The sequence below is a fragment of the Flavobacterium piscis genome (assembly GCF_001686925.1).
GTDB classification, from domain to species: Bacteria; Bacteroidota; Bacteroidia; order Flavobacteriales; family Flavobacteriaceae; genus Flavobacterium; species Flavobacterium piscis.
The window spans coordinates 169169-193349 of the sequence record NZ_LVEN01000042.1; the positions used below are offsets into that span (position 1 = coordinate 169169).

Genomic DNA, 24181 nt, shown 5'->3' on the forward strand with positions numbered 1-24181 from the left:
TTATGATTACATTTTCTAAACTTGGGAATAAAGGAAATTTGGGGAATCATCTTTTTCAGATCGCATCGACTGTAGGGCTTGCTCAAAAATACGGACATACTTATAGTTTTCCGGAGTGGAGCTATTCCAGCTATTTTAAAAATCAGATTCCTGTTTTACAAAAAGAAAATAGTTTTAAAAAAGTTAAAGAAGAAAAATACAATTATTACGACTGGAAATTAGGAAATGATAATTATGATCTTGATGGATGGCTACAATCGGAAAAATATTTTGATGTAGAAAAAACAAAAGAAATTTTTCAGTTTAAAGAATTTGCGAATGATTTGTATCTAAAGCATGATTTTCTTTTTGCTAAAAAAACACTTTTAATATCTGTAAGAAGAGGCGATTTTGTACAACATCCCTATTATTATCAAATATCGCATTTATTTTATTTAAAAGGCATAATTAAAAATTTTCCGGATTGGAAAGATCGAAATATAATTTTTGCAAGTGATGATATAGCGTATTGCAAATACCATTTTTCATTTTTAGAAAACGGCTTTTTCTTAGACGATTTATCAGCAATCGAACAATTAGCTTTAGCAACAAAATTTGATGATTTTGTAATAAGTAATTCCACTTTTTCGTGGTGGATTGCATGGTTGGGAGAAAAAGAAAATTCGAAAATTGTAAGACCTTTAAAGAATTTTAGAGACAAATTTGCAAAAATGAATAACGATCAGGATTATTTTCCCGAAAGATGGATTAGTTTTGATGACAAAAAGCAGAATATTGGAAACCAATATTGGCTTTTTTATCTAAAAGGCTTTCTTTATGACTTTTTAGTTGGAACTAAAATTTCAGTAAAGAAAAATAAAAACAATTTCAAAAAAAGAATAAAGCAATACATTCGCCAGTAAAGATTATAAGAAAATGCAAAACAATAAAGTATTCATTTTATTGCCGGACGGAATTGGAATTAGAAACTTTGCTTTTTCTAATTTTTATCAGCTAGGCATTGATCTCGGTTTTCAAATAAAATATTGGAATAATACACCGTTTGATTTAACGACATTAGGTTTTGAGGCAATTAAAATTAAAAATGCCAGATCAAATCCTTTTACAGATAGTTATAAAAATGCCCGTAAACACATAGAACTCAATTTAAGTATTAAAAGCGAAAATGATCAGGTTTATGATACCTATCGTTTTCCTTTTTCATACCATAAAATAAAGCCTGCCTTAAAAAATCTTGCAACACGGTTTTTAATTGCAACACATTCCTCGACTAAAGGATTAAGTACAATTCGAAAAAAAATTAAAAATTTAGAGCGAAATACAAGCTACTATCAACATTGTCTGGAAACTTTAAAAATAGAAAAACCCGCTTTGGTTTTCTGTACCAATCAACGGCCGGTTTTGGCAATTGCACCATTATTAGCGGCGCAAGAATTAGGGATTCCAACAGCAACATTTATTTTTTCGTGGGATAATTTACCAAAAGCAACCATGGTTGTCGAGACTGATTTTTATTTTGTCTGGAGCGAACACATGAAAAAAGAGCTTTTGCATTATTATCCGGATGTAAAAGAAAATCAGATTTTTGTAACAGGAACACCACAATTCGAAAGTCATTTTGATAGCGATAAATTAATATCAAGAAATGAGTTTTTTGCAAAACAGCAACTTGATACAGATAAAAAATATATATGTTACTCAGGAGATGATATAACGACTTGTCCTGATGACGCCCAATACTTATCCGATGTTGCCGATGCTGTTAGAGAATTAAATGATGAGGGAAATTCACTTGGCATTATTTTCAGACGCTGTCCTGTAGACTTCTCTAATAGGTATAATGCAGTTCTGGAAAAAAATAAAGATTTAGTTGTTCCAATTGCACCCTTATGGGGAAAAGTTGGAGAAGATTGGGATACTATTTTACCCACTAAACAAGATGTAGATTTGCAAATGAACACTATTAAATATACAGAAATGGTGCTGAATCTTGGTTCATCAATGGTATTTGATTATGTGGCGCATCAAAAGCCTTGTGCTTTTATAAATTATAATGTACCCAATAAATTAAATCAGGATTGGTCAGTTTCAAAAATCTATAATTATGTTCATTTCCGTTCCATGCCCAATAAAAATGCAGTTTTATGGCTAAACTCAGCTAAAGACATAAAACAAAAAATAAAACTTGGTTTAGAGCAGCCAACACAAACAATAACAAATGCTCAAAAATGGTTTGAAATAATCAACCAGCATCCTCCTAAAAATACATCGGCCAGAATTTGGAAAGCTATTGAAACAATAGTTAGCTAATTTTGAATTTTATCTCTATTAAATTGTTTATCAAATTTTTAAAATAATATGTTTTTTAATTCCTTAGCATTTGCTGTTTTTTTACCAATAGTTTTCATACTGTATTGGTTTGTTTTCAATAAAACAAAAAGCACGCAAAATGCATTATTAATTGTCGCCAGTTACTATTTTTATTCTTGTTGGGATTGGAGATTTCTATTTTTATTAGTGTTCTCAACCTTTCTTGATTATTATACAGGAATTCAAATCGAAAAAGGAAAATCAGAACGAAGCCGCAAATTTTGGTTTTGGCTCAGCATAATAGTTAATTTAGGATTTTTAGGGATTTTTAAATATTATAATTTTTTCGCTTCTTCATTCTCAGATTTGTTAAATTCAGCAGGAATAGAAGCAAGTCCAATTTTATTGAATGTAATTCTTCCGGTAGGAATTTCATTTTATACTTTTCACGGATTATCATACGTAATAGATATTTACTACAAACGAATAAAAGCCGAATACAACTTTATAGATTATTCCTTATTTGTAAGTTACTTTCCACTTTTAGTAGCAGGACCAATAGAAAGAGCTACGCATTTATTACCTCAGGTAAAAGTAAAGCGTGAGTTTGATTTTGAAAAAGCCAAAGAAGGAATTTGCCAGATTATTTGGGGATTGGTAAAAAAAGTAGTGATAGCTGATACTTGTGCAACATACGCAAATGCTATTTTTGACAATTATACTGCAATGAATTCATTTTCATTAATTCTGGGAGCAATATATTTTGCATTTCAAATTTATGGAGATTTTTCAGGATATTCAGATATCGCGTTAGGAGTTTCAAAACTGTTTGGTTTAGATTTATTACGAAACTTTAATTACCCCTATTTTTCAAGAGATATAGCCGAGTTTTGGCGTCGTTGGCACATCTCACTTTCATCATGGTTTAGAGATTATTTGTATATTCCGTTAGGCGGAAGCAAAGGCGGAATCTGGATAAAAATTAGAAATACCTTTATCATTTTCGTAGTGAGCGGATTTTGGCATGGTGCCAATTGGACTTATATTGCCTGGGGATTTATAAATGCGCTATACTTTTTGCCCTTACTTTTGTCAAACAGTAACCGTAATAATATAGACGAGATCCATCTCAAAGTTAATTTTGATTCCGTGAAAGTCATAATAAGCATACTTTCAACGTTTTTAATTACTTGTGTCGCGTGGGTATTCTTTAGGGCAAAAACCATATCAGATGCTATTTTATATTTAAAAAGAATTGTGACAGATCGAAATTTTGGTTTTCAATATTTAGAAAACGAACGTTACAATTATGAATTACTGCTTATGATTGGAGTATTTGTTTTAGTAGAGTGGAATAACAGAACTAAAGTTGAACCACTTTCCGGGAAAAGAAATCTACTTAAAATAGCTTTGGCAATACTTGCGATAATAGCATTTGGTACATTTTCAGATTATAAAGAATTTATATATTTTCAGTTTTAATGAAGCATTTTTTAATTTATACAGTCAAAATTATTGTTGTAACCCTTTTAATAGCCGTTGCGCTTGATGGTTTATACACAGTTATTTTTATGCAGTCTGAAAATAGAGGAAAAGTAGAAACGGTTTTTAATTCTAAAGCTCAAAAATACGATGTTGTCATTTTGGGTTCCTCGCGGGCAAACAATCATTTTGTGTCACAAATGTTCGAAGATAAAGGACTAAAAACTTTTAATTACGGTATAAGTGGCGGTCATTTGTTCGAAGCTTCACTTGTGCTAAAATTAATGATAGAAAGAAAATATGAGATCAAAAATGTAATTCTTGAAGCAGATCTGAATCTTTCTAATCATCAGGAATCAGATGGCTTTTCTGCAAAGTTCCTACCTTATATTCATAATTCGGAAATTATAAAAGAGCATTTTTCTAACCAAAAAAACTTCAATGAACTATATTATATTCCGTTTTACAGATATATAAAATACGATTCTAAAATTGGACTTAGAGAAGTCGTAAAAATTGAATCTAAAGAAAAAACCAATGCTTTAGATAATTTAGGGTTTTATCCGTTAGAGAAACACAAAAATGGCAATATGAAAAATAATATTGTTAATTTAAATCCTTTGCCGCACAATAAATATTACGAGGAGATTAAAAATATTTGCAAAGCTAACAATATTAATTTTATTGCTGTTATGACGCCAATGTGCGAAAATGTTGTTGGAATGAATTATTTTGATAAAGTAAAAAAAGCGTATCCGGAGATTTACAATTACGAAAATGTAGTAATCGAAAACAAATACTTTTCATCTTGCGGACATATGACAAATGAAGGAGCCAGGATATTTACAACCAGAATAATTAAAGATTTTTTTAAAAGTAGATGAACCGAAACATCCAATATAAAATCTATTTTGCACAGGAAATCATTTTGTTAAAATGAGAAATTTTTTGCTTTATGTATTAAAAATCCTTTTTCTGATTCTTGCTCTGGCAATTATAATCGACAAGGCTTATTCATGTATTTTTCTTCAATCCAATCAAAGAGATAAAATAGGATATATTTACAACTCAGAACCCAAACAATATGATGTTGTTATATTAGGATCTTCGCGAGCGAACAATCATTTTGTAACACAAATGTTTACTGATAAAGGTTTAAAAACTTTTAATTTTGGAATGCAGGGTTCTAAATTGTTTGAATCGGATCTGGTTTTAAAGTTATTGCTTGAAAAAAAAAACAAAATCAAAAATGTAATAATTGATGTTGATGTAACATTAAAATCGGAAACAAGATCAGAAGGCACTTTTGTTCATTTTTTACCCTATTTGCATTCTTCAGATGTTGTAAAAAAGCAATTTGAAGATTTAGACGATTTTAAAAGTCTTTATTATATCCCGTTTTACAGATATCTAAAATATGATACAAAAATTGGTTTCAGGGAAATGTTTTTTTACGGATTAAATAAAAGAAGCCAGGAACTCAATAATGGAGGCTATGATCCTTTAACATCTAACGGAACAAAGTTAAACGAAGAAAGTTTAAATTTTCAGCCCAAAAGAAATAGATACTATGAAGAAATTAAAAGAATTTGCAAATTAAACCATATTAACCTTATTGCGGTAATGACACCAATGTGCGAAAATGTTATCGGAATAGATTATTTTCAAAAAGCGAATCAATTATATCCGGAAATTCATAACTACGAAAATGTAGTGGTAGAAGATCAGTATTTTTCATCATGCGGACATATGAATGATAACGGATCCAAAATTTTCACAGCCAGAATTTTAAAAGATTTTTTTAATAAATAAATGCATATAGCTTTTTTAACATCAGAATATCCACATGATAAAGTTGCGCAGGCAGCCGGAATTGGCACGAGTATAAAAAACCTGGCTAACGCATTAACGAAAAATGGAGAAGAAGTTACTGTTTTTGTGTATGGACAAAAAGAGCAGGAAATTATTGTTGAAAATGGTATTAGAATTCATCTTCTTAAAAATAAAAAGTACAAGTTCTTTAGATGGTTTTTTCATCGAAAATATATTGAGAGCTATTGTAATACAGTAATAAAAAAAGAAAATATCCTTATTTTAGAAGCGCCTGATTGGACGGGAATTACAGCTTTCATGAAGTTTAGAATTCCGTTAGTGATACGTTTTCATGGCAGTGATACCTATTTTTGTCATATAGAAAATAGAAAACAAAAAAAGAAAAATTTCTGGTTCGAAAAATTAGCTTTGCAAAAGGCGGAAGCTTTTATAGCCCCAACTGATTTCGCGGGTAAATTATCAAATTCACTCTTTAAAATCCAAGATAAAGAAACCAGAGTAATTCCAAATGGTTTAAATCCTGAAGCATTTCAAAATTTATTTGCCGGCGAATATGATAAAGAATTAATACTGTACATAGGAACCTTAATTAGAAAAAAAGGAGTTTTAGAGTTACCAGAAATTTTTAATAAAGTTAGAAAAGATAATCCCAATGCAAAATTGGTTTTAATAGGCAGTGATTCGTTTGATATGCAAACCAATTCAGCTTCGACGTGGGAATTGATGAAAAAACAATTCAAACTAGATGATTTAAAAAATGTTACCTATTTAGGAAAAATACCTTACAGCGAAATACAAGCCTATATTAAAAAGGCAAATGTTTGTGTGTTTCCTACTTTTGCCGAAACACAGGGAATGGTAACAATTGAGTCTATGGCATTGCAAAAAGCAGTAGTAAACAGTAATTTTGGCTGGGCACAAGAACTTATAATCGATCGGGAAAGCGGTTTTTTAGTAGATCCGGAAAATCATGAATTATTCGCTCAGAGAATTACCGAAATAATAAATAATGAATTACTTAGTCTAAAAATAGGTAAACAAGCAAGAGATAGAGTAGAAGAGAAATTTGATATTAAGAAATTAGCAAAAGCCAATATTAAGTTTTACCAGGAAATAATCAGACAATACAAAACGAAGTAATGATTATTATTTATCATAAAAAAAATAAGGTAGTTGAGGTTAAGGGTAATAACGAAAATATTTTTTTTTCAAGCACTAATATTGCCAAAACGTTATTTGAATTAGGAGGATTATTTCCGGATAAATTAATAGTCTGGTGCCATTATGATTTAAAATCAAGTTTGAATGTTGCTGAGTTTCCTGCTATCTTTCATCATAATAAAATAATGGCTTCTTACAATCCGTTTAACAAGTCATTTATATCAAACGCGATTGGATATGTGGAAGATTCTCCGTTTATTAAAATCAATAAAAAAGTAAATTATCCAACCTGGCAAATAAGCAGTTATGCCGGAGGTATTCAAGGCGGTATTTTGCTGGCGTTAAAGTTTCAAATTAGTACAAGAACCAGCTTTGATTATTTTTTGCATTCATTAGCAAAATTAGCCATGCCAATTGGCCTTTTATGTTATTCTGAACCAAAAATTTTAAAAGATGTTTTAATTGCAGAAACAAAGAAAAATAGTGATAATTTTATTTTATTTCGATTCATAAAACAACATTATAAAACACGCTGGATATTTTTATTGTTTATAAATCTGTTTTTATACGAAAGAAAAACAGCATTTCTGCCAGTAGTTTTTAGTCTGTTTTATTCCAGAAGAAAACTTAAAAATGATTTTTTACTTGAAGAAATTCCAGTTCAGTCAAAAAACAAAGTAATAGATAGTGGTACTATCGATGTCATTCTCCCAACGATTGGCAGAAAACAATATTTATACGATGTTTTAAAAGATTTATCCCGTCAGACTTATTTGCCAGTAAATGTTATTATTGTAGAACAAAATCCGACGCCGAATACCGTTACAGAATTAGATTATATAAACGATGAGGTTTGGCCTTTTGCCATAAAACATATCTTTACACATCAGGCAGGAGCTGTTAATGCAAGAAATATGGCGCTGGCAGAAGTTAAAAGTGAATGGGTTTTTCTTAATGACGATGATAATAGATTTGAAGCACACCTGCTTGAAAAAACAATTATTAATATTCAAAATTATGGAGCAAAAGCAGTTTCGACGTCTTATTTGCAATACAACGAAATAAAAACCGACCTTGTCGTTAATCAATCTTCAATTTTTGGTTCAGGAAATAGTTTCATACTGTCTAATTTATTAGAGAAAGTTGAATTCAATAAAATGTTCGCATTTGGATACGGAGAAGATTCAGATTTTGGTATGCAACTTCGGAATGTAGGTATCGATATAATTTACTTTCCAAAACCGGAAATCTTACATTTAAAAGCACCAATGGGAGGTTTTAGAACCAAACCGGTTCTAGAATGGCAAAAAGATTTTATCCAGCCAAAACCATCTCCAACAATTATGCTTTATAAAATTTTACATCAAAGTACAGAGCAGATTAATGGATACAAAACGATTCTGTTTTTAAAATTTTATAAAGTGCAGTCAATAAAAAATCCATTTCTTTATTTCTTCAGTTTTAAAAAGCAGTGGAAACAAAGTGATTATTGGGCAAATCAATTAAAAAATAAACCATAAATTTTGATTCAATCTATAACTGTTCTGACATCTTCAGGAAATCATAATATTGATTTAGATGCAAAAACTGCATCTAAACAGGTTATTGATTTATCTTTATTTACGCTTTTAGATGGCGAGTCATTTGATATTAAAATTGAGTTTTACGAACCTGTTGCGGAATTTCGTGATCATGATTACAGTTGGGAAAAAATCAAAAAACATTATATAGCAAACGAGTTAAGTCCTAAAATTATAAGGTTACAAAGTGGTCAAATGGTTCAGTCTAATTTAACTGCTGGAATTTGGGAAATTAATCCTAAAGAATCAACTATTTTGTTGTGGCGATTTAACCCTGAATTTGCTTCGCCCATTACAAACTATTTAGAAAACAACAACAGCAAAATAATTTCGCCAGCAAAACAAAAGTTCTATTTTATAGAAAACCCTACATTATTATTTCCTAAAGAGCATGCAATTGAGTTAAGCAGATCGAAAAGTCCTTTTTCTGGAATTGCTTGTTTCACGGATCATTGCGACTTTGATACTGCTAAAAATCTTGTGTTACAAAGAGAATTTTTCAATGAGCATCAAATTAAAGTCACTAAAGGATTCTTTTTAAATCATTTTTCTAAAAGAGAAGATAACGCATCATTTCAAAATCAAAAAGAAGAAATTTTAAAATGGCATAATGACGGACACGAATTATGCTATCATTCGTTGTCACAATCTATAAAAACGGATCTGGAAAGTTTTGAAGATTTTAAAGGATTTATGCCTCCATTAAATAATCTAAAAGTTTGGATAGATCACGGATTTCAGCCTTATAATTTTTCGCTTTTAAAAAAAAGCAATCTTAAGGAACGTGATTTTGAAGAAGTTTTATCAGAGAGAAACATTAACACACTTTGGAATTATATTGATTCAGGAACAGCAACTAATGGCGTTATCAATCAATTTAATACCAAACATTTTACACTTTCAAGCTTTTTAAAAGGAAATAAAGATTTGGGTTTAATAAAAAAGGCTCAGCTAATAATTAAAAATATTATTTTCCATTACTACAATGATGAAGATTTACTCTTAAAATATAAAAATACAGCTTCAAGTTTTAAGAAAGTATTTATCCAGAAAAATATAAAATCATTTTTTCCGTTAATCAAAGATTTTTTTAAACTAAGTAAATCTATTCTTTTTGTTTTATTATTTTGGAACACGGCAAAAAATGAACCATATAAATTAGCAAAATATTCGCCAATTGTATTCAAGCATATAATTGCTGAAAAAGAATTTTATATCTTTCAAACCCTAGAAATGCTAGACTTTAAGAAGTCCTTATCTCAGGAAAATATAAATATATTAATAAAGGAGAAAGGAGTGTTTATTGCACATACTTATTTTTCTGTACCAATGGAGTACCATGCAGGAAAATTATTTTCGACACCAACAACAATTGATGAAAAAGTATCTCAAAATTTTAAATTTTTAGGAGAGAAAATTCACAATAAAGAAATCTGGAATCCAACACTTACACAGCTAATTAACTATTGGTCTGGTTTTGAAAAAGTGGTTTTTGATATTGATTTTGCAGGAAATATATTTGAAAAAAGTAAGGCTGGCCTACAAATGCGAAAAGTAATTTAATCATAGAATGAATCATAAATTAAAAACTTTATTGTTTAAATCATTTACTTTATTACCCAATAAAGCAGATAATTATTGTTATCATAAAATTCAGAGTTTTTTTGATAAGTCTACTTTAGAAGATAGGCTGAAGAGCGTTGAATCAACTTATATTAGACTTTCAAAGGTCTTGACCAATTTAAATATTGACTTACACGATAAAGTGATTTTTGAATTAGGCTCAGGCTGGTTCCCTGGTATACCCTATTTCTTTAAATATAAGTTTGGTGTGAAAAAAGTACTTACTTTTGATATTAACGAACACTTTAAAAAAGAAACGGTTTTAGAATTAAATGATCTTTTTGCTAAGAGATATAATTGTGAAGTATTATCTAATCCGGACAACAAATATAAGCTTTCGTATGGAGTCGAATATTTTCCAAATTATAATATTGTAAAAAAAGACTTTCCTGATGTTGATATTGTTTTTTCTCGTTATGTACTTTCGCACATGAATGAAAATGATGTTGATACATTGCATAAAAAAATGAAAGCGGTGCTAAAGAAAGGTGCTTATGTTATTCATTTTATTTCACCAAGCGATTTAAGGCAGCACGGTGACAATAGTTTGTCACTTCAAGATTTTTTACAATATAGCAAAGAACAATGGGATAAAATTCACACTAAATATGATTATCACAATCGCTTAAGATTACCGCAATTTCTGGAAATAGTTAAGAAATATGATTATGAAATTGTTCATCTGGATTATGAGAGCTTAGAGAAGGGAACAAAAAAGTATGATTTGTTTCAAAAAGTTCAACTTCATCAAGATTATAGAAAATATTCTGATGAAGAACTAACAGCTGGAAATATCTTCCTGATTTTAAAAGTATAAAATTCTATGAGTTTACCCTTTCGTTTTTCCCTTATTGTATGTACATATATGCGTCCTGAACCTTTGGTGGCCTTACTGGAATCAGTTCAAAGGCAAACGCTGTATCCAGATGAAATTTTGATAATTGATGGTTCAATTAATACTGAGACAGAACTTATTTTAGAAAAAAATAAGATTAAAAAATTAAAATATTTCTACGTTTCGGATGAGGAAAGAGGACTAACCAAACAGCGTAATTTCGGAATAGCAAAAGCGGCACTGAATTCAGAGATAATTTGTTTTCTTGATGACGATACAGTTCTCCGCAAAAACTACTTTGAAGAATTAATTAAAACATATAGTGATTATCCTGAAGCTTTAGGAGTTGGAGGTTATATTACTAATGAAACAAAATGGGAAAAGGTAAATGATAATTACATACCATCAATAAATGAATTTTATTTTGATGGATGGAAACGAAAGGACGGAAGCAGGTTTGTTGTGCGTAAAAAGCTACATCTGGATAGTAATTGCCCGCCTGGTTTTTCACCCCTATTCTCTCATGGTCGAAGTGTTGGCTTCTTGCCACCAAGTGATAAAATATACGAAGTAGAACAATTAATGGGGGGAGTTTCTTCGTTTCGAAAATCAGTTTTCGAAAAACTTTCATTTTCAACCTATTTTCAAGGTTACGGACTTTATGAAGATGCTGATTTTACTTTAAGAGTAGCAAAAATGGGTAAATTATATATTAATACAAACGCAAAATTAGCCCATAATCATGCAGAATCAGGAAGGCCTGATTTATATTATTATGGTAAAATGGTGGTTAGAAACGGCTGGTATGTGTGGAGAATTAAAAATCAGAGTCCTGTTTTTAAAGATAGAATAAAGTGGAATTTAATTAGCATTTTATTAACCGTAATACGGTTTACAAATGTTTTCACAGTACAAAATAAAAAAGCAGCTTTTACCGAAGCATCAGGAAGAAGTATTGGTCTTTTGAGTTTATTGGTTGCTAAACCAAAAATAAAATAATGAAATTTGCTGTAATAACCCATGTTTCTCATATTCAACACAGCAATCAGTATTTTGCTTATGCACCGTATGTGCGCGAAATGAATATTTGGTTTAAATATGTTGATGATGTAATTGTTGTTGCACCATTAAAAATTAATGAACCGACAGTAATAGATATTGCTTATAAAAATATTAATATTGACTTTAGAAAAGTTCCTGATTTTAATTTAATTAATTTCAAGAATACATTATTATCTGTTTTTAAACTGCCAATTACCTTATGGAGAATATTTTTGGCTATGAAAAATGCAGATCATATTCATTTACGCTGCCCCGGAAACATGGGGTTGATGGGTTGTTTTGTACAAATTTTATTTCCAAACAAAACAAAAACTGCAAAATATGCAGGAAATTGGGATCTAAAAAGCAAACAACCATTTACATACAAAATACAAAAGTGGATTTTAAGAAACACTTTTTTGACTCGCAATATGCAGGTTTTGGTATATGGCGTCTGGAATAATCAATCAAAAAGCATAAAGTCTTTTTTTACAGCTACTTATTCAGAGTCGGAAAAAGAAATTATTCGAAAAACAAATTTTCATAGTTCGATCAATTTCATTTTTGTTGGAAGCTTAGTTTCCGGTAAGAATCCACTATACACTATTCAATTAGTTCAAGAATTAATAGAAAAAGGATATAAAATAAATCTGAATTTATATGGTGAAGGATCAGAAAGAAGCTATTTAGAAAACTATATTAAAATAAATAATCTCGAAAGCTATATTGCTTTACAAGGAAATCAAAATCAGAAGATGATAAAGAAAGCATATCAACAAAGCCATTTTGTTATCTTACCATCTAAAAGCGAAGGCTGGCCAAAAGCAATCGCAGAAGGTATGTTTTGGGGATGTATTCCTGTTGCGAGTAAAGTTTCATGTATTCCTTTTATGCTGGATTATGGCACTAGAGGTATTTTGTTAGAAATGGATTTGAAGAAGGATGTAAATGTAATATGCAAAATGCTGAGAGATGAAAAGACTTTTTTAGATAAAAGTCGATTAGCAATTATGTGGTCGCAAAGTTATACCACAGATCTTTTTGAAGCTGAAATTAAAAAGCTATTGTAAAAATGAGAATTGTACAAATCATAGATTCTTTAAATTCCGGTGGAGCAGAACGCATGGCGGTTAATTATGCTAATGCTTTAGCGAAAAGAATAAAATTTTCAGGTTTAATTGTAACTAGAAGTGAAGGAGGTTTGAAAAAAAAAATCGATTCTGAAGTATCTTACCTATTCTTAAAAAAGAAAAAAAGTATAGATTTTAGAGCAATTTTTCTTTTAAGAAAATATATTGCTCAAAATAAAGTTGAGATAATTCATGCACATAGTTCTTCTTTTTTTATTGCAGTTTTAGTCAAATTGACTTTGCCAAGAATAAGAATTATTTGGCATGATCATTATGGAACCCGAGCTAAAGAAACAATTAAAGAGAATAGAGTTTTACTTTATCTTTCAGTCTTTTTTTCTGCAATTTTTGTAGTCAATCATCAATTAGAAGATTGGAATAAGAAGAATATGAAATGCTCAAGAGTAATTTTTATTCCTAATTTCGCAAACTTCCAAAACAATGATGAACAAGTAACTAATTTGAGAGGGAAAGCTGGTAAAAGGATTGTTTTTTTGGCGAATTTAAAAAAACCTAAAAACCACATTTTAATTCTGAAAGCATTTCAGAGTTTAAAATTAAATGAGTCTGGATGGAGTCTTCATTTAATAGGTAAAGATTATTTTGATTCGTATTCCTCTACATTAAAAAAATTTATAGAATCTAATTCTTTAAAAAACCACATATATTTGTATGGCGAAAAGAGTGATATTGGTTATATTTTATCACAAGCTTCAATTGGAGTTTTAGCCTCTACTGAAGAAGGATTCCCGGTAACGTTGCTTGAGTATGCTTTAGCAAATTTGGCTGTTGCGTCTTCAAATGTAGGTTATTGTTCAGTTGTGATTCAACATAATATTAACGGATTATTGTTTGATCCATTTTCTGTATCAGAAGCAAAAAAACACTTATTAAAATTAACTGAAGATAATTTGTTCAGAAAAGAAATCGCGAATAATTTTAAACAATCAGTTTTAGAAAATTATTCAGAAGAAATAGTAATTGAAAAGTTAATTTTGGCTTATAAAAATAAGTAAAGAATGAAAAAAACAAAATTGTCCTATAGCTCTCTGCTTCTAATTCATGCAGTAATTGCTTTGGCTGTTTTTGCGATCCCTTTTTTGTCAAAATTATACGCACTTTTTATTCCAATTGCTGGTTTTTTTATTGTTTATCGCACTAAAAACGCAAACAATGAAGTGCTTTATATTGCAGCTTATTTAGTTGGTGTAGAGGTCTTTTTACGAATGACGGGTGGTAATTTTAATAATGAATTTGTAAAAGTTAATGTTATTTTTTTCATGCTTTTAGGTATGATATATAGTAATTTTTCGACAAATGCATTTATATATTGGTTTTTCTTAATTTTATTAATTCCGGGTATTTTAATTACTTCTACGGTTTTCAATCCGGCAATAGATATTAAAAAATCATTGGTTTTTAATTTGTCTGGTCCGGTTTGTTTAGCCATATCTTCTATATATATGTTTAAAAGAAGAATTCTATTTTCTGATTTACAAAATGTAGTAGTTGCGATGGGATTACCAATAGTGAGTACGACAGTATATTTGTTTTTATTCAATCCTAGTGTCAGAGATGTAGTGACAGGAACACAATCTAATTTTGAAACTTCAGGAGGATTTGGCCCAAATCAGGTCTCTACTGCATTAGGTTTAGGAATGTTTGTCTTTTTTACACAATTAGTATTGTTCTCAAAATCAAAAATGACAATTTTTATAAATAGCTTTTTACTACTCTTTATAACTTACAGAGGTATTGTTACTTTTTCAAGAGGAGGAATTATAACAGCAGTCGTTATGATTGTCTGTCTGTTGTTTTTGTTATATAGATTTTCTAATGCAAAAGGGAAAAGTAAGTTTGTTTTGGTTTTTATTCTGACAGGTTTAATGGCAGTTGGAGTATGGACGTATTCTTCTTTTCAAACTAGAGGCCTTATCGAAAAAAGATATGCAAATCAGGATGCTCGTGGTAGGGAAAAGAAAGACAGATTGGGAGGTAGAGAACAAATTATGAATGAAGAGGTAGCACTTTTTTTAGAAAATCCTATTTTAGGTGTTGGAGCAGGAATGGGAAAACAAGTAAGAAAAGAAACATTTGGAGAGGATGCAGCTTCACATAATGAGATTACACGAATGTTTAGTGAACATGGTTTGTTTGGTATTTTTGGTCTCCTGATACTTGTTGCAACCCCTTTTATTCTTTATATAAATAACAGACAACATTTGTATTTTTTGTCTTTTTTTGTTTTTTGGCTTTTAACAATAAATCATGCCGCGATGCGAACGGCAGCTCCGGCTTTTGTATATGCAATGTCGCTTTTGTTAGTTCAGGTTAGAATTCCGGAAAAAGCAGAAAATTCTGTAGACTAATATCTGTTTTTTTATAATACATTTGCCTGAAGTTTAAGCCCCTAAACAAAATCAAATAAATGTTTCCTACTAATAAAATGCATTTCGAAATTTCGGAAAGAAGATTATTGCTTCTTTTTTTTGATACTGTTTTTATATTATCGGCTCTCTTTATATTAAGTCTGATATTTGATTATAATTACTTTGCTTTTAATACAAGTAATTTACTTAGTATTATTTTACTTCTAAGTTACGTGTACGTTTTTGGATTAATATTCGAAATGTATAATTTACAGGTTTCCAGTAATCAATTACAAATTCTTCAAAGTGTTGTATTTACAGGAACTGCTTCTAGTTTAGCTTATTTATTTACGCCTGTATTATCTCCTGAATTGCCCAAGCAGCGTTTGATTATATTGATCTTTTATTTTACTATAATAGGCACATTATTATTGTGGCGTTTATTTTATGTTTATTTCCTGGCTTCACAACGATTTTCTCAAAGTGTTATTTTAATATGCGATCAAAATCAGGTTGAAGAATTGGTTTTAGGATTAGAGAATGTTGACCCGCATTATAAAATTATTGGCTTTGTCAATTCAGATTCTTTATCAGAGGAAGATTCGAATTTTCATTATGTGAAAGAAATAAAAAAGAAGGATTTAGAAGATTTTGTATTCAAAAATCAAATTTCTGAAATTGTAATTGCTTCTCAAAAAACCGACGGAATTACAGCTGATCTATACCAACAATTACTTCATCTATTGGAATCGGGAAATGTTATTCGTGAATACACGCAGGTTTATGAAAGTAAAACACAGCGTATTCCGGTGCATTATATCGCAAGAGATTTCTATAGGTTTTTCCCTTTTAGTCGAAGTAATAGTAACAGACTTTACTTGTTTTTGGTGCGTTCTATGGAGTTTTTATTTTCTTTTATAGGGCTATTGGCTTGTGTTATTTTTATTCCTATAATTTATATTGGAAACCTTTTTGCCAACAAAGGATCGCTATTTTACACTCAGGAACGTGTTGGTAAAAATGGAGTTATTTTTGAAATATATAAGTTCAGAACAATGGTTGAAAACTCTGAATCCAACGGGGTTGTTTTTGCAACGTCAAACGATATGCGAATTACTCCCTTTGGAAAAATGATGCGCAAATCAAGAATAGATGAATTGCCGCAGTTTTTTAATGTTTTAAAAGGCGATATGGCGGTGATTGGTCCAAGGCCGGAGCGACCATTTTTTGTTGAGGAAATAGCGCGTGTAATGCCTTTTTATGAAACACGACATGTTATAAAGCCAGGTCTTACAGGCTGGGCTCAGGTAAACTATTCTTACGGAGAATCTATCGAAGAGAGTTTGATAAAGCTGCAATATGATTTATACTATATCAAACATAGAAGTATATTTCTTGATTTAAGTATTACTTTCAAAACAATTACTACAGTTTTATTTTATCGCGGACAATAATTTTTAGATGATAATCGGGATACGTTTTTTGTTTCGAATAGCAACTCTCACTAAAACAAATCCACTTGTAATGATCATGGGCAAAACAATTAAAAAATGAGCTTTGTTGATCATAAAAATAGCATAAACTACTAAAAAAAGTAAGTGCAAAACTGCAGATCGATACGTCCATCTTTTGTTTTTTATAACAGACAAAATAAGTAAAATCAATAATAATGGGCTAAGTAAAAGCACATTATAATTCATCGCCAATTCTTGGTGAAAGGAATAAAATCCCATAAAAACAAAAAAGGTTCCTATTAACGATAAGATTAAAAGATAGATTTTATCAACGATTTTATTGTGAGCTAAAACAACAAAGGCAAGAATAAAAAGATAAGTATAGATGTTATTCCACCAGGAACCCGGAGTTTCTTTTTCAAAGCTTAACAATGTACTTGTTTTATTAACTAATGAATTGTTTTGATAAGTAGTTTTCTCTAGACTATTTTTCAATTCAAAAGGCAAAAAGATCTTCGTTCCCAATTGATCTACTTTAGTTCCAAAAATAATACTGGTTCCTAATTGATCATAAAAATGACCGTTGAAATAGGGAAATAAAATAGATCTATAGGTGATATCTGTATCTCCTTTTTTTGTAATAACTGTACTATTCAAACTTTTATTGATGATATCCACTACCATCGAAGTACAGTTTTTGTCAATAAATTTATAAGTGTAAAAACGATCTTCAGAAGCTAATGTGGTATTTAAATTATCAAAAAGCCTTTGTTTTGCGTCCTGAGGAATAAGAAGTACTTGCTCGAATACACTTCTTTTCTCATTATTATATTCTTCAATGAACTCTGGAAACGAATGTACAATTACGAAATATTGCAAATCTCCTTTTGCAAATTTTGCCACAAAATTTGGTGTTCTAAAATCGAAGGCACCGTAATTATACACAACATCAATATTATTTCCGGGATCAGCAACCCGTATTGCGGTATGTCCAAAATAAGAATAAGTTTCATTGCCTAATCCGCAAGTGAGGACACTTATTTTAGCGTCTTTGGATAAAGGCAAATTTTGACTAAAACCAATAAAACTTAGTAATAATAATAAACTAAAAAGTGTTTTTTTGAAAATGACATTTTTCATGATTTAAAATTTTAAGAAGTTTATGGTTTGTAAATTTTATCTAAAGATACCTAAATCTACTTTTAATGAAAAAATATTTGAGTACAAAGCAGTACTTTGGTTTCCTAAATCAGTCAGCGCATAATCGACTTGAATACCTCTGTATTTAAAACCCAGACCAATATTAGGTTGAAAATTCAATTTTTCAGTATTGTCTAACTGGGTTACATTCTGAAAATTTCCTGCTCCCGCACGTAAAAAAACAAGATTGGTATATCCAAATTCAAATCCAATAGCAGGATCAATACTTACTACTTTAGATGAAATAATATCATTGGTTTGCTCAAAACGCATGTTCACATTAGTTGCCACTAATAAGCTATAATCATTATGAAAATCGAACGTTCTCGAAACTCCCAATTGTGCTTTTGGTAATGTAATTTCAGTACTCTCTGGTAATTCGTTATTTTCTCCCGGAATTGCATTGGCAATTTTGGCATATTCTTCTTCATCAATATTCCATACATTGTAAGTTGTTGTGATGTCCCGAAGCATCAACCCAAATTTCCAATTATTTCGTTCAAACTGCAATCCAACATCAAATCCAAATCCCCAGGAATTGGCAAATTTCCCGATAATTCTTCGAATAATTTTTGCATTTACACCGTATTGAAATCCGTCAACAGGCAATTTTCTGGCATACGAAAAAGTAAAACCATAATCAGCAGTCGAAAACAAACGAATTCTGTTATAATCAATGTTTCCCTGATTATCGATCAATTGAGTGGTATCCATAATATCATCAACACCAAAACGAATCATCGAAATTCCCCACGCACTTCTGTCGTCAATTGGGCTTGCGTATCCTATATAATCGTATTGCGCAATATTAGCAAAATAATTGGCGTGCATTAATGAAATCTGATGATCTTCAAGATTGGTTAAACCAGCCGGATTCCAATAAACCGAGTTTACATCATTTGTAGAAGCCGTTACTGCACTTGACATTCCCAGAGCAGCTGCATCGACACCAATATTCATAAATTCATTCGAATATTTTCGAACGGTTTGCGCATAATGCAACGTACAACTCCAACATAATAAAAGCACAAAGATTTTCTTCAACGGATATTTTTTAGCAGATCTGAGTCTGTTTTAATTTTTACCAAAAATATAATATTTTACTCAGCAAATTTATTCCTTTTGAGAAATATTATAAAGATGGATTTTTTAATAAAAAAACTTTAGAAACTCAACTTCCCATTTACCTTTTTAGAAGATTGATATAAATTTTTTGTAGTAATAGTATAAATTGTCACTTATTATGCGAAATTTGTAGTTGCAATTATCAAAATTTATAAATCATGAATATCAAAAAGCACATTCCTAATTTAATTACATTAATCAATTTATTTTGTGGTTGCATAGCCGTTGTTTTTGTTTCACAGGGCGATTTTTTGATGGCTTTTTACATGGTTTGTTTAGGAATCTTTTTTGATTTTTTTGATGGTTTTTTTGCCAGATTATTTAAAGTTTCGAGTCCGCTTGGATTGCAGTTAGATTCTTTGGCAGATATGGTTACAAGCGGAGTTGTGCCAGGATATGTAATGTATTCTATGTTTGTAAAAAGCGCTAATCCTCATGAAGTAATTGGATCGGTTTTTATTCCTTTTTTAGGATTTATTGTAACCTTGGGTTCTTGCTACAGATTAGCGAATTTTAATATTGATACTCGTCAGACAGATTCTTTTATTGGTCTGCCAACACCTGCAAATGCTCTTTTTATTTTAAGTCTTCCCTTGGTTTTAGAATATTCAGATTCTTTGGCCGTATTCGAAATACTAAGTAATCACTGGGTTTTGTTAGCTATAACATTATGTAGTGCCTATATTTTGAATGCCGAAATCCCTTTATTTGCTTTAAAAATCAAGAAATTTACAGTCAAAGATAATGTACTTCAAATAGTATTTTTGTTGGTTTCTTTACTTTTAGTAGTAGTCCTGCAATACATGGCAATTCCTTTGATTATCATTTTTTACGTATTATTATCAGTTGTTAATAATATGTTTTTGAAAAAGTAGTTTTATCGCAATGGCAAGAAAAACCACTACCCGAAGAACTTCTTATTCGCGAAAAACGAAACCTCAGAAATCGGTTTTAGCAAGAGTAATTCGCTTTGTTATTTATTCTTTTTTTGTGTTACTTTTCTTTTTTGCAGTTTATCATTATCGTGATGGACTGGCGTATTATCTTGGCTTTAAATCAAATAAAGTGTTAGACGAAGATGCGGTTGATAAGCATTTGTCTGATGTTAGAAATATTAAAGTTCTTGAAAATCATAAAGGAAAAGTAATAGGTATTGATGTATCTGAGTTTCAGGGAAAAGTACAATGGGATGAAGTTGAGGTTTTAGAAGAAAAATATCCTGTACAATTTGTTTTTGTTCGTGCAACTGCGGGCAATGACAGAGTAGACAGACAGTTTAAAAAAAATTGGGAAGGAGCAAAAGAACATAAAATCATACGTGGGGCCTATCATTATTATAGGCCAAATGAAAACTCAATCGAGCAGGCTAATCTTTTTATTAAAACCGTAAAATTACAAAAAGGTGATCTGCCGCCAGTTTTAGATATCGAAAGATTGCCTAAAAATCAACCTTTGGATAGTTTAAAGAAAGGATTAAAGCGTTGGTTGAATAAGGTAGAAGCGCATTATCAGGTGCGTCCTATAATTTATTCCGGAGAGCGCTATTATAGTGATTTTCTAAAAGAAGAATTTGGCGAATATTTATTTTGGATAGCCAATTACAATTTTTACAGAGAAAAAATCGAAGACGACTGGCTTTTTTGGCAATTTACCGAAAAAGCATCCTTGCCGGGAATCAAACATCGTGTTGATGTTAATATCTACAATGGTGATTTGCAGCAATTACAGTTTATAACTGTTGAGTAGTTTTCATTCGCAGTCGCAGTTTTCAGTATTTACTGTGTAGTTGCTTTATCGTGATAAAAGTGCAAGAATAATTATTGAGAATACTGCCAGGACAACTAAGACAGAATAAGGATTAGCAAGATTTATTGTTGATCCAAGTTGCCATATTCTTTTTGGAGCGAATAATCTTTTGTCCTTAGGATTATAGTACAAGAATCCCAAATACCAGTTATTTGGGTCTTTGTGCCAATTATTGTATTCTTCCTGTGTTGGTTTTTCTGAATTCATTTTAAATTATTATTTTAAAACTGAAAACCGAGACTGAGACTAAATACTTTATTTAGAATTCAAGTTTCTTTTTACGAAGTTCGAAGTTTTGTCCAAGATAAACACGGCGAACCATTTCATCCTCAACTAATTCTTCCGGGATTCCGGCTTTCAAAATTCCACCTTCAAACATTAAGTAAGTTTTATCCGTAATCGCTAATGTTTCCTGAACGTTGTGGTCGGTAATTAGAATTCCGATATTTTTATTTTTTAGCTGAGCTACAATTCTCTGAATGTCCTCTACCGCAACTGGGTCAACTCCCGCAAAAGGTTCATCGAGTAAAATAAATTTTGGGTCTGTTGCAAGAGCGCGTGCAATTTCGGTACGACGTCGTTCTCCTCCCGAAAGTAAATCACCTCGGTTGGTACGAATATGTTCTAAACTGAATTCTTCTATTAAACTTTCCATTTTGGCAATTTGCTCTTCCTTTGAAAGTTTAGTCAATTGTAAAACGCTTAGAATATTATCTTCAATACTTAATTTTCTAAATACAGAGGCTTCTTGTGCCAAATAACCAATTCCTTGTTGAGCGCGTTTGTACATCGGATAATCGGTAATATTCAAATCATCAAGATAAATATTACCCTGATTTGGTTTTACCAATCCAACAATCATGTAGAAAGAAGTTGTTTTTCCTGCACCATTTGGTCCTAGAAGCCCAACGATTTCTCCTTGGTTTACTTCAACAGAAATTCCTTTTACTACACTACGACCTTTATAGGTTTTGATTAAATTATCAGCTCTTAATTTCATTTTTAAAGTTTAATCGTTTAAACGTTAGAATCGTTTATTCGGTACAAATTAACGAATAAACGATTCAGCAAATAAACGTATTAACAATTATTTAGTTTCGGCTTCCTCTAAAGCTTCCCAAAATTCGTAAGCTCTTCTTAAATGAGGTACTACAATTGTTCCTCCAACCAGAGTTGCAATTCCCATTGCTTCCATCATTTCTTCTTTGGTAACCCCTTCTTTATGGCTGGTTTCTAAGTGATATTTTACACAATCATCACAGCGTAAAACTGCCGAAGCTACCAATCCTAAAAGCTCTTTTGTTTTTACATCAAGAGCTCCGGCTGCATATGCATTCGTGTCAAGGTTAAAAATTCGCTTTACAATTTTGTTATTATCAGCGAGCAATTTTTCGTTCATTTTAGAACGATAGTCGTTAAATTCTTGTACGATATCAGACATTTTCTTTCAATTTATTTTTATAAACAATCCTCGAAATAAGGATACTCACTTCGTAGATAAGCAACATTGGTATTGCTACAATAGTCTGGCTTACTACATCCGGAGGGGTTACAATTGCAGCTACAATTAAAATAATTACAACGGCATATTTCCAATATTTTCTTAAGAAATCAGGAGTTACTAATCCTAATTTAGTCAGGAAATATATAATGATTGGCAATTCAAAAAACAATCCGCTTGCGAGGATACTCGTTTTTACCATTCCCATATAAGAATCTAATGTAAATTGGTTTTTTACCACATCACTCACAGAGAATGTAGCCACGAAATTCACAGACATTGGAATTACAACAAAATACCCGAACAAGACTCCTAAAAAGAAAAGTAAAGAAGAGGTGAAGATAAATACCTTGGCATTTTTTCTTTCTTTTTCGTATAAAGCTGGGCTGATAAATTTCCAAAGTTCCCATAGAATAAAAGGGAAACTTAGTATGAAACCTGCTAAAAGACACATCCATACAAAAATATTTACCTGTCCTTCCATTTCAGTGTTTTGAATAATGAAATTCAGTTCGGTAATACAAATGCTATCGGCGAAACCAAGTGCATGAGATAGATCGCAAAACCACACATAGGTAAAAAATGTAGGTCTTATAGGGCCTAAAATGATTTGATCAAATAAATAATCACTTATGAAATAAGTAAAAAAAGCCATAATGCATATTGCAATTGTGCTTCTAACTAATAACCATCTAAGTTCTTCAAGATGGTCTAAAAATGACATCTCGCCAAGGTTCTTTTTTGCCATTATACGATTCCTTCTTTTAAAATGTCATGTAAATGTAATACTCCTTTGTACTCTCCGTTATCTGAAACGATAAGCTGCGTTATCGAAAAATCTTCTAAAATATTTAAGGCGTCAACCGCCATAGTTTCTGAAGATACTGTTTTAGGATTTTGTGACATAATATCTCTTGCAGTTAAGTCAGCTATAGTATCTACGTCATTTAGCATTCTTCGGATGTCTCCATCGGTAATAATTCCAATTATTTTATCATTTTCGATTACTGCTGTAACTCCCAATCGTTTTTCAGAGATCTCAAAAATAACTTTTTTAACCGAAGTATCCGGCGTTACCATTGGTTTTAACGAATGTTCAATCATGTCTTTTACGCGAAGCAATAATTTTTTACCTAAAGCTCCACCTGGGTGATATACAGCAAAATCTTCAGGTTTAAAATCGCGCATTTCCATCAAACAAACGGCAAGGGCATCACCCATAACAAGTTGTGCTGTAGTACTGTTTGTTGGAGCTAAATTTATGGGACAAGCTTCCATCTCGACTGTTGTGTTCAAAACATAGTCAGAACCTTTTGCCAGAAATGAAGTTACGTTTCCTGTTATTGCAATTAAGGTATTGCCAAAGCGTTTTAATAACGGCACCAAAACTTTAATTTCAGGACTGTTTCCGCTTTTGGAAATGCAGATGATAATATCTTCGTTTTGGATCATTCCTAAATCACCATGAATGGCTTCTGAGGCATGTAAAAACATAGAAGGTGTTCCTGTAGAGTTAAAAGTCGCTACCATTTTTTGAGCAATGATGGCGCTTTTTCCGATGCCTGTAACGATCAATCGGCCTTTGGTTTCGTAAATACGTTGGACAGCTTCGTAAAAATTTTCGTCTAAAAAATCAATAAGCTTTGTAATTGCTTCACTTTCAGAGAGTATTGTTTTCTTGGCAATCGCCAATATATTTTCTTTTGTAATCAAAACAGGATATTTTAAATT

The 24181-nt window shown here is 30.9% G+C and carries 23 protein-coding genes; 16 read left to right on the top strand and 7 right to left on the bottom strand.

The window, feature by feature from the left end; all coding sequences use genetic code 11:
• The first annotated feature begins 2 nt into the window (after positions 1-2).
• The 14 genes from FLP_RS18140 to FLP_RS18205 are packed head-to-tail and all read left to right on the top strand — an operon-like array spanning position 3 to position 16818.
• The gene (locus FLP_RS18140) at positions 3-902 is read left to right on the top strand and encodes an alpha-1,2-fucosyltransferase (protein WP_065450913.1); all 900 of its coding nucleotides are present in this window, start codon (positions 3-5) and stop codon (positions 900-902) included.
• 13 nt (positions 903-915) lie between these two features.
• Positions 916-2310, top strand: coding sequence for a UDP-glycosyltransferase (locus FLP_RS18145; protein WP_065450914.1), 1395 nt, complete (start codon positions 916-918; stop codon positions 2308-2310).
• Between the two features lie 48 nt (positions 2311-2358).
• Positions 2359-3792 carry an MBOAT family O-acyltransferase gene (locus FLP_RS18150; RefSeq protein ID WP_065450915.1) on the top strand — a complete coding sequence of 478 codons (1434 nt, stop codon included), beginning with the start codon at positions 2359-2361 and terminating at the stop codon, positions 3790-3792.
• On the top strand, positions 3792-4676 hold the full coding sequence (locus FLP_RS18155; RefSeq protein ID WP_065450916.1) for a hypothetical protein: 885 nt from the start codon (positions 3792-3794) through the stop codon (positions 4674-4676). The genes FLP_RS18150 and FLP_RS18155 overlap by 1 nt, the downstream gene beginning before the upstream one ends.
• Before the next feature lie 52 nt (positions 4677-4728).
• On the top strand, positions 4729-5604 hold the full coding sequence (locus tag FLP_RS18160; protein WP_065450917.1) for a hypothetical protein: 876 nt from the start codon (positions 4729-4731) through the stop codon (positions 5602-5604).
• Entirely contained in the window at positions 5605-6765 is a 1161-nt protein-coding gene (locus FLP_RS18165) for a glycosyltransferase family 4 protein (protein WP_065450918.1), read from the top strand. It begins immediately after the preceding gene.
• Entirely contained in the window at positions 6765-8306 is a 1542-nt protein-coding gene (locus tag FLP_RS18170) for a glycosyltransferase family 2 protein (RefSeq protein ID WP_065450919.1), read from the top strand. The genes FLP_RS18165 and FLP_RS18170 overlap by 1 nt, the downstream gene beginning before the upstream one ends.
• Before the next feature lie 3 nt (positions 8307-8309).
• A complete protein-coding gene (locus FLP_RS18175; protein ID WP_065450920.1) occupies positions 8310-9929 on the top strand; it encodes a hypothetical protein in 1620 nt (539 codons plus the stop codon).
• A 7-nt stretch (positions 9930-9936) separates the two neighbouring features.
• On the top strand, positions 9937-10806 hold the full coding sequence (locus FLP_RS18180; RefSeq protein ID WP_065450921.1) for a class I SAM-dependent methyltransferase: 870 nt from the start codon (positions 9937-9939) through the stop codon (positions 10804-10806).
• A 6-nt stretch (positions 10807-10812) separates the two neighbouring features.
• Complete coding sequence (locus tag FLP_RS18185; RefSeq protein ID WP_065450922.1) at positions 10813-11823, top strand: glycosyltransferase family 2 protein; 1011 nt, start codon at positions 10813-10815, stop codon at positions 11821-11823.
• Positions 11823-12935 carry a glycosyltransferase gene (locus tag FLP_RS18190; protein WP_065450923.1) on the top strand — a complete coding sequence of 371 codons (1113 nt, stop codon included), beginning with the start codon at positions 11823-11825 and terminating at the stop codon, positions 12933-12935. Before FLP_RS18185 ends, FLP_RS18190 begins: the two co-directional genes overlap by 1 nt.
• A 2-nt stretch (positions 12936-12937) precedes the next feature.
• Entirely contained in the window at positions 12938-14011 is a 1074-nt protein-coding gene (locus tag FLP_RS18195; RefSeq protein ID WP_065450924.1) for a glycosyltransferase, read from the top strand.
• A gap of 3 nt (positions 14012-14014) precedes the next feature.
• Complete coding sequence (locus tag FLP_RS18200; RefSeq protein ID WP_065450925.1) at positions 14015-15364, top strand: O-antigen ligase family protein; 1350 nt, start codon at positions 14015-14017, stop codon at positions 15362-15364.
• A 59-nt stretch (positions 15365-15423) separates the two neighbouring features.
• Positions 15424-16818: a sugar transferase gene (locus tag FLP_RS18205; RefSeq protein WP_065450926.1), complete on the top strand. Its 1395-nt coding sequence runs from the start codon at positions 15424-15426 to the stop codon at positions 16816-16818.
• A 3-nt stretch (positions 16819-16821) separates the two neighbouring features.
• Here FLP_RS18205 and FLP_RS18210 read toward each other — a convergent pair whose 3' ends face one another.
• Both FLP_RS18210 and FLP_RS18215 read right to left on the bottom strand, forming a co-directional pair.
• A complete protein-coding gene (locus FLP_RS18210) occupies positions 16822-17958 on the bottom strand; it encodes a lipoprotein N-acyltransferase Lnb domain-containing protein (RefSeq protein WP_083195902.1) in 1137 nt (378 codons plus the stop codon).
• 36 nt (positions 17959-17994) lie between these two features.
• Complete coding sequence (locus tag FLP_RS18215) at positions 17995-19062, bottom strand: putative type IX sorting system protein PorV2 (RefSeq protein ID WP_455423219.1); 1068 nt, start codon at positions 19060-19062, stop codon at positions 17995-17997.
• Between the two features lie 239 nt (positions 19063-19301).
• On the opposite strand from FLP_RS18215, the gene FLP_RS18220 reads away from it, so the two are divergent.
• Positions 19302-20018 carry a CDP-alcohol phosphatidyltransferase family protein gene (locus FLP_RS18220; RefSeq protein ID WP_065450927.1) on the top strand — a complete coding sequence of 239 codons (717 nt, stop codon included), beginning with the start codon at positions 19302-19304 and terminating at the stop codon, positions 20016-20018.
• Between the two features lie 10 nt (positions 20019-20028).
• Positions 20029-20889, top strand: coding sequence for a glycoside hydrolase family 25 protein (locus tag FLP_RS18225; RefSeq protein WP_065450928.1), 861 nt, complete (start codon positions 20029-20031; stop codon positions 20887-20889).
• A gap of 45 nt (positions 20890-20934) precedes the next feature.
• Here the strand turns inward: FLP_RS18225 and FLP_RS18230 are convergent, their stop codons facing one another.
• The 5 genes from FLP_RS18230 to FLP_RS18250 form a co-directional block, all read right to left on the bottom strand.
• Positions 20935-21156 carry a DUF5808 domain-containing protein gene (locus FLP_RS18230; RefSeq protein ID WP_065450929.1) on the bottom strand — a complete coding sequence of 74 codons (222 nt, stop codon included), beginning with the start codon at positions 21154-21156 and terminating at the stop codon, positions 20935-20937.
• 52 nt (positions 21157-21208) lie between these two features.
• Positions 21209-21949: an LPS export ABC transporter ATP-binding protein gene (gene lptB, locus FLP_RS18235; RefSeq protein WP_026982881.1), complete on the bottom strand. Its 741-nt coding sequence runs from the start codon at positions 21947-21949 to the stop codon at positions 21209-21211.
• An 87-nt stretch (positions 21950-22036) separates the two neighbouring features.
• The gene (locus FLP_RS18240; RefSeq protein WP_065450930.1) at positions 22037-22390 is read right to left on the bottom strand and encodes a carboxymuconolactone decarboxylase family protein; all 354 of its coding nucleotides are present in this window, start codon (positions 22388-22390) and stop codon (positions 22037-22039) included.
• Complete coding sequence (tatC, locus tag FLP_RS18245) at positions 22383-23198, bottom strand: twin-arginine translocase subunit TatC (RefSeq protein ID WP_065450931.1); 816 nt, start codon at positions 23196-23198, stop codon at positions 22383-22385. The genes FLP_RS18240 and tatC overlap by 8 nt, the downstream gene beginning before the upstream one ends.
• Entirely contained in the window at positions 23198-24163 is a 966-nt protein-coding gene (locus FLP_RS18250; protein WP_065451188.1) for a KpsF/GutQ family sugar-phosphate isomerase, read from the bottom strand. The genes tatC and FLP_RS18250 overlap by 1 nt, the downstream gene beginning before the upstream one ends.
• Between the last annotated feature and the right edge of the window lie 18 nt (positions 24164-24181).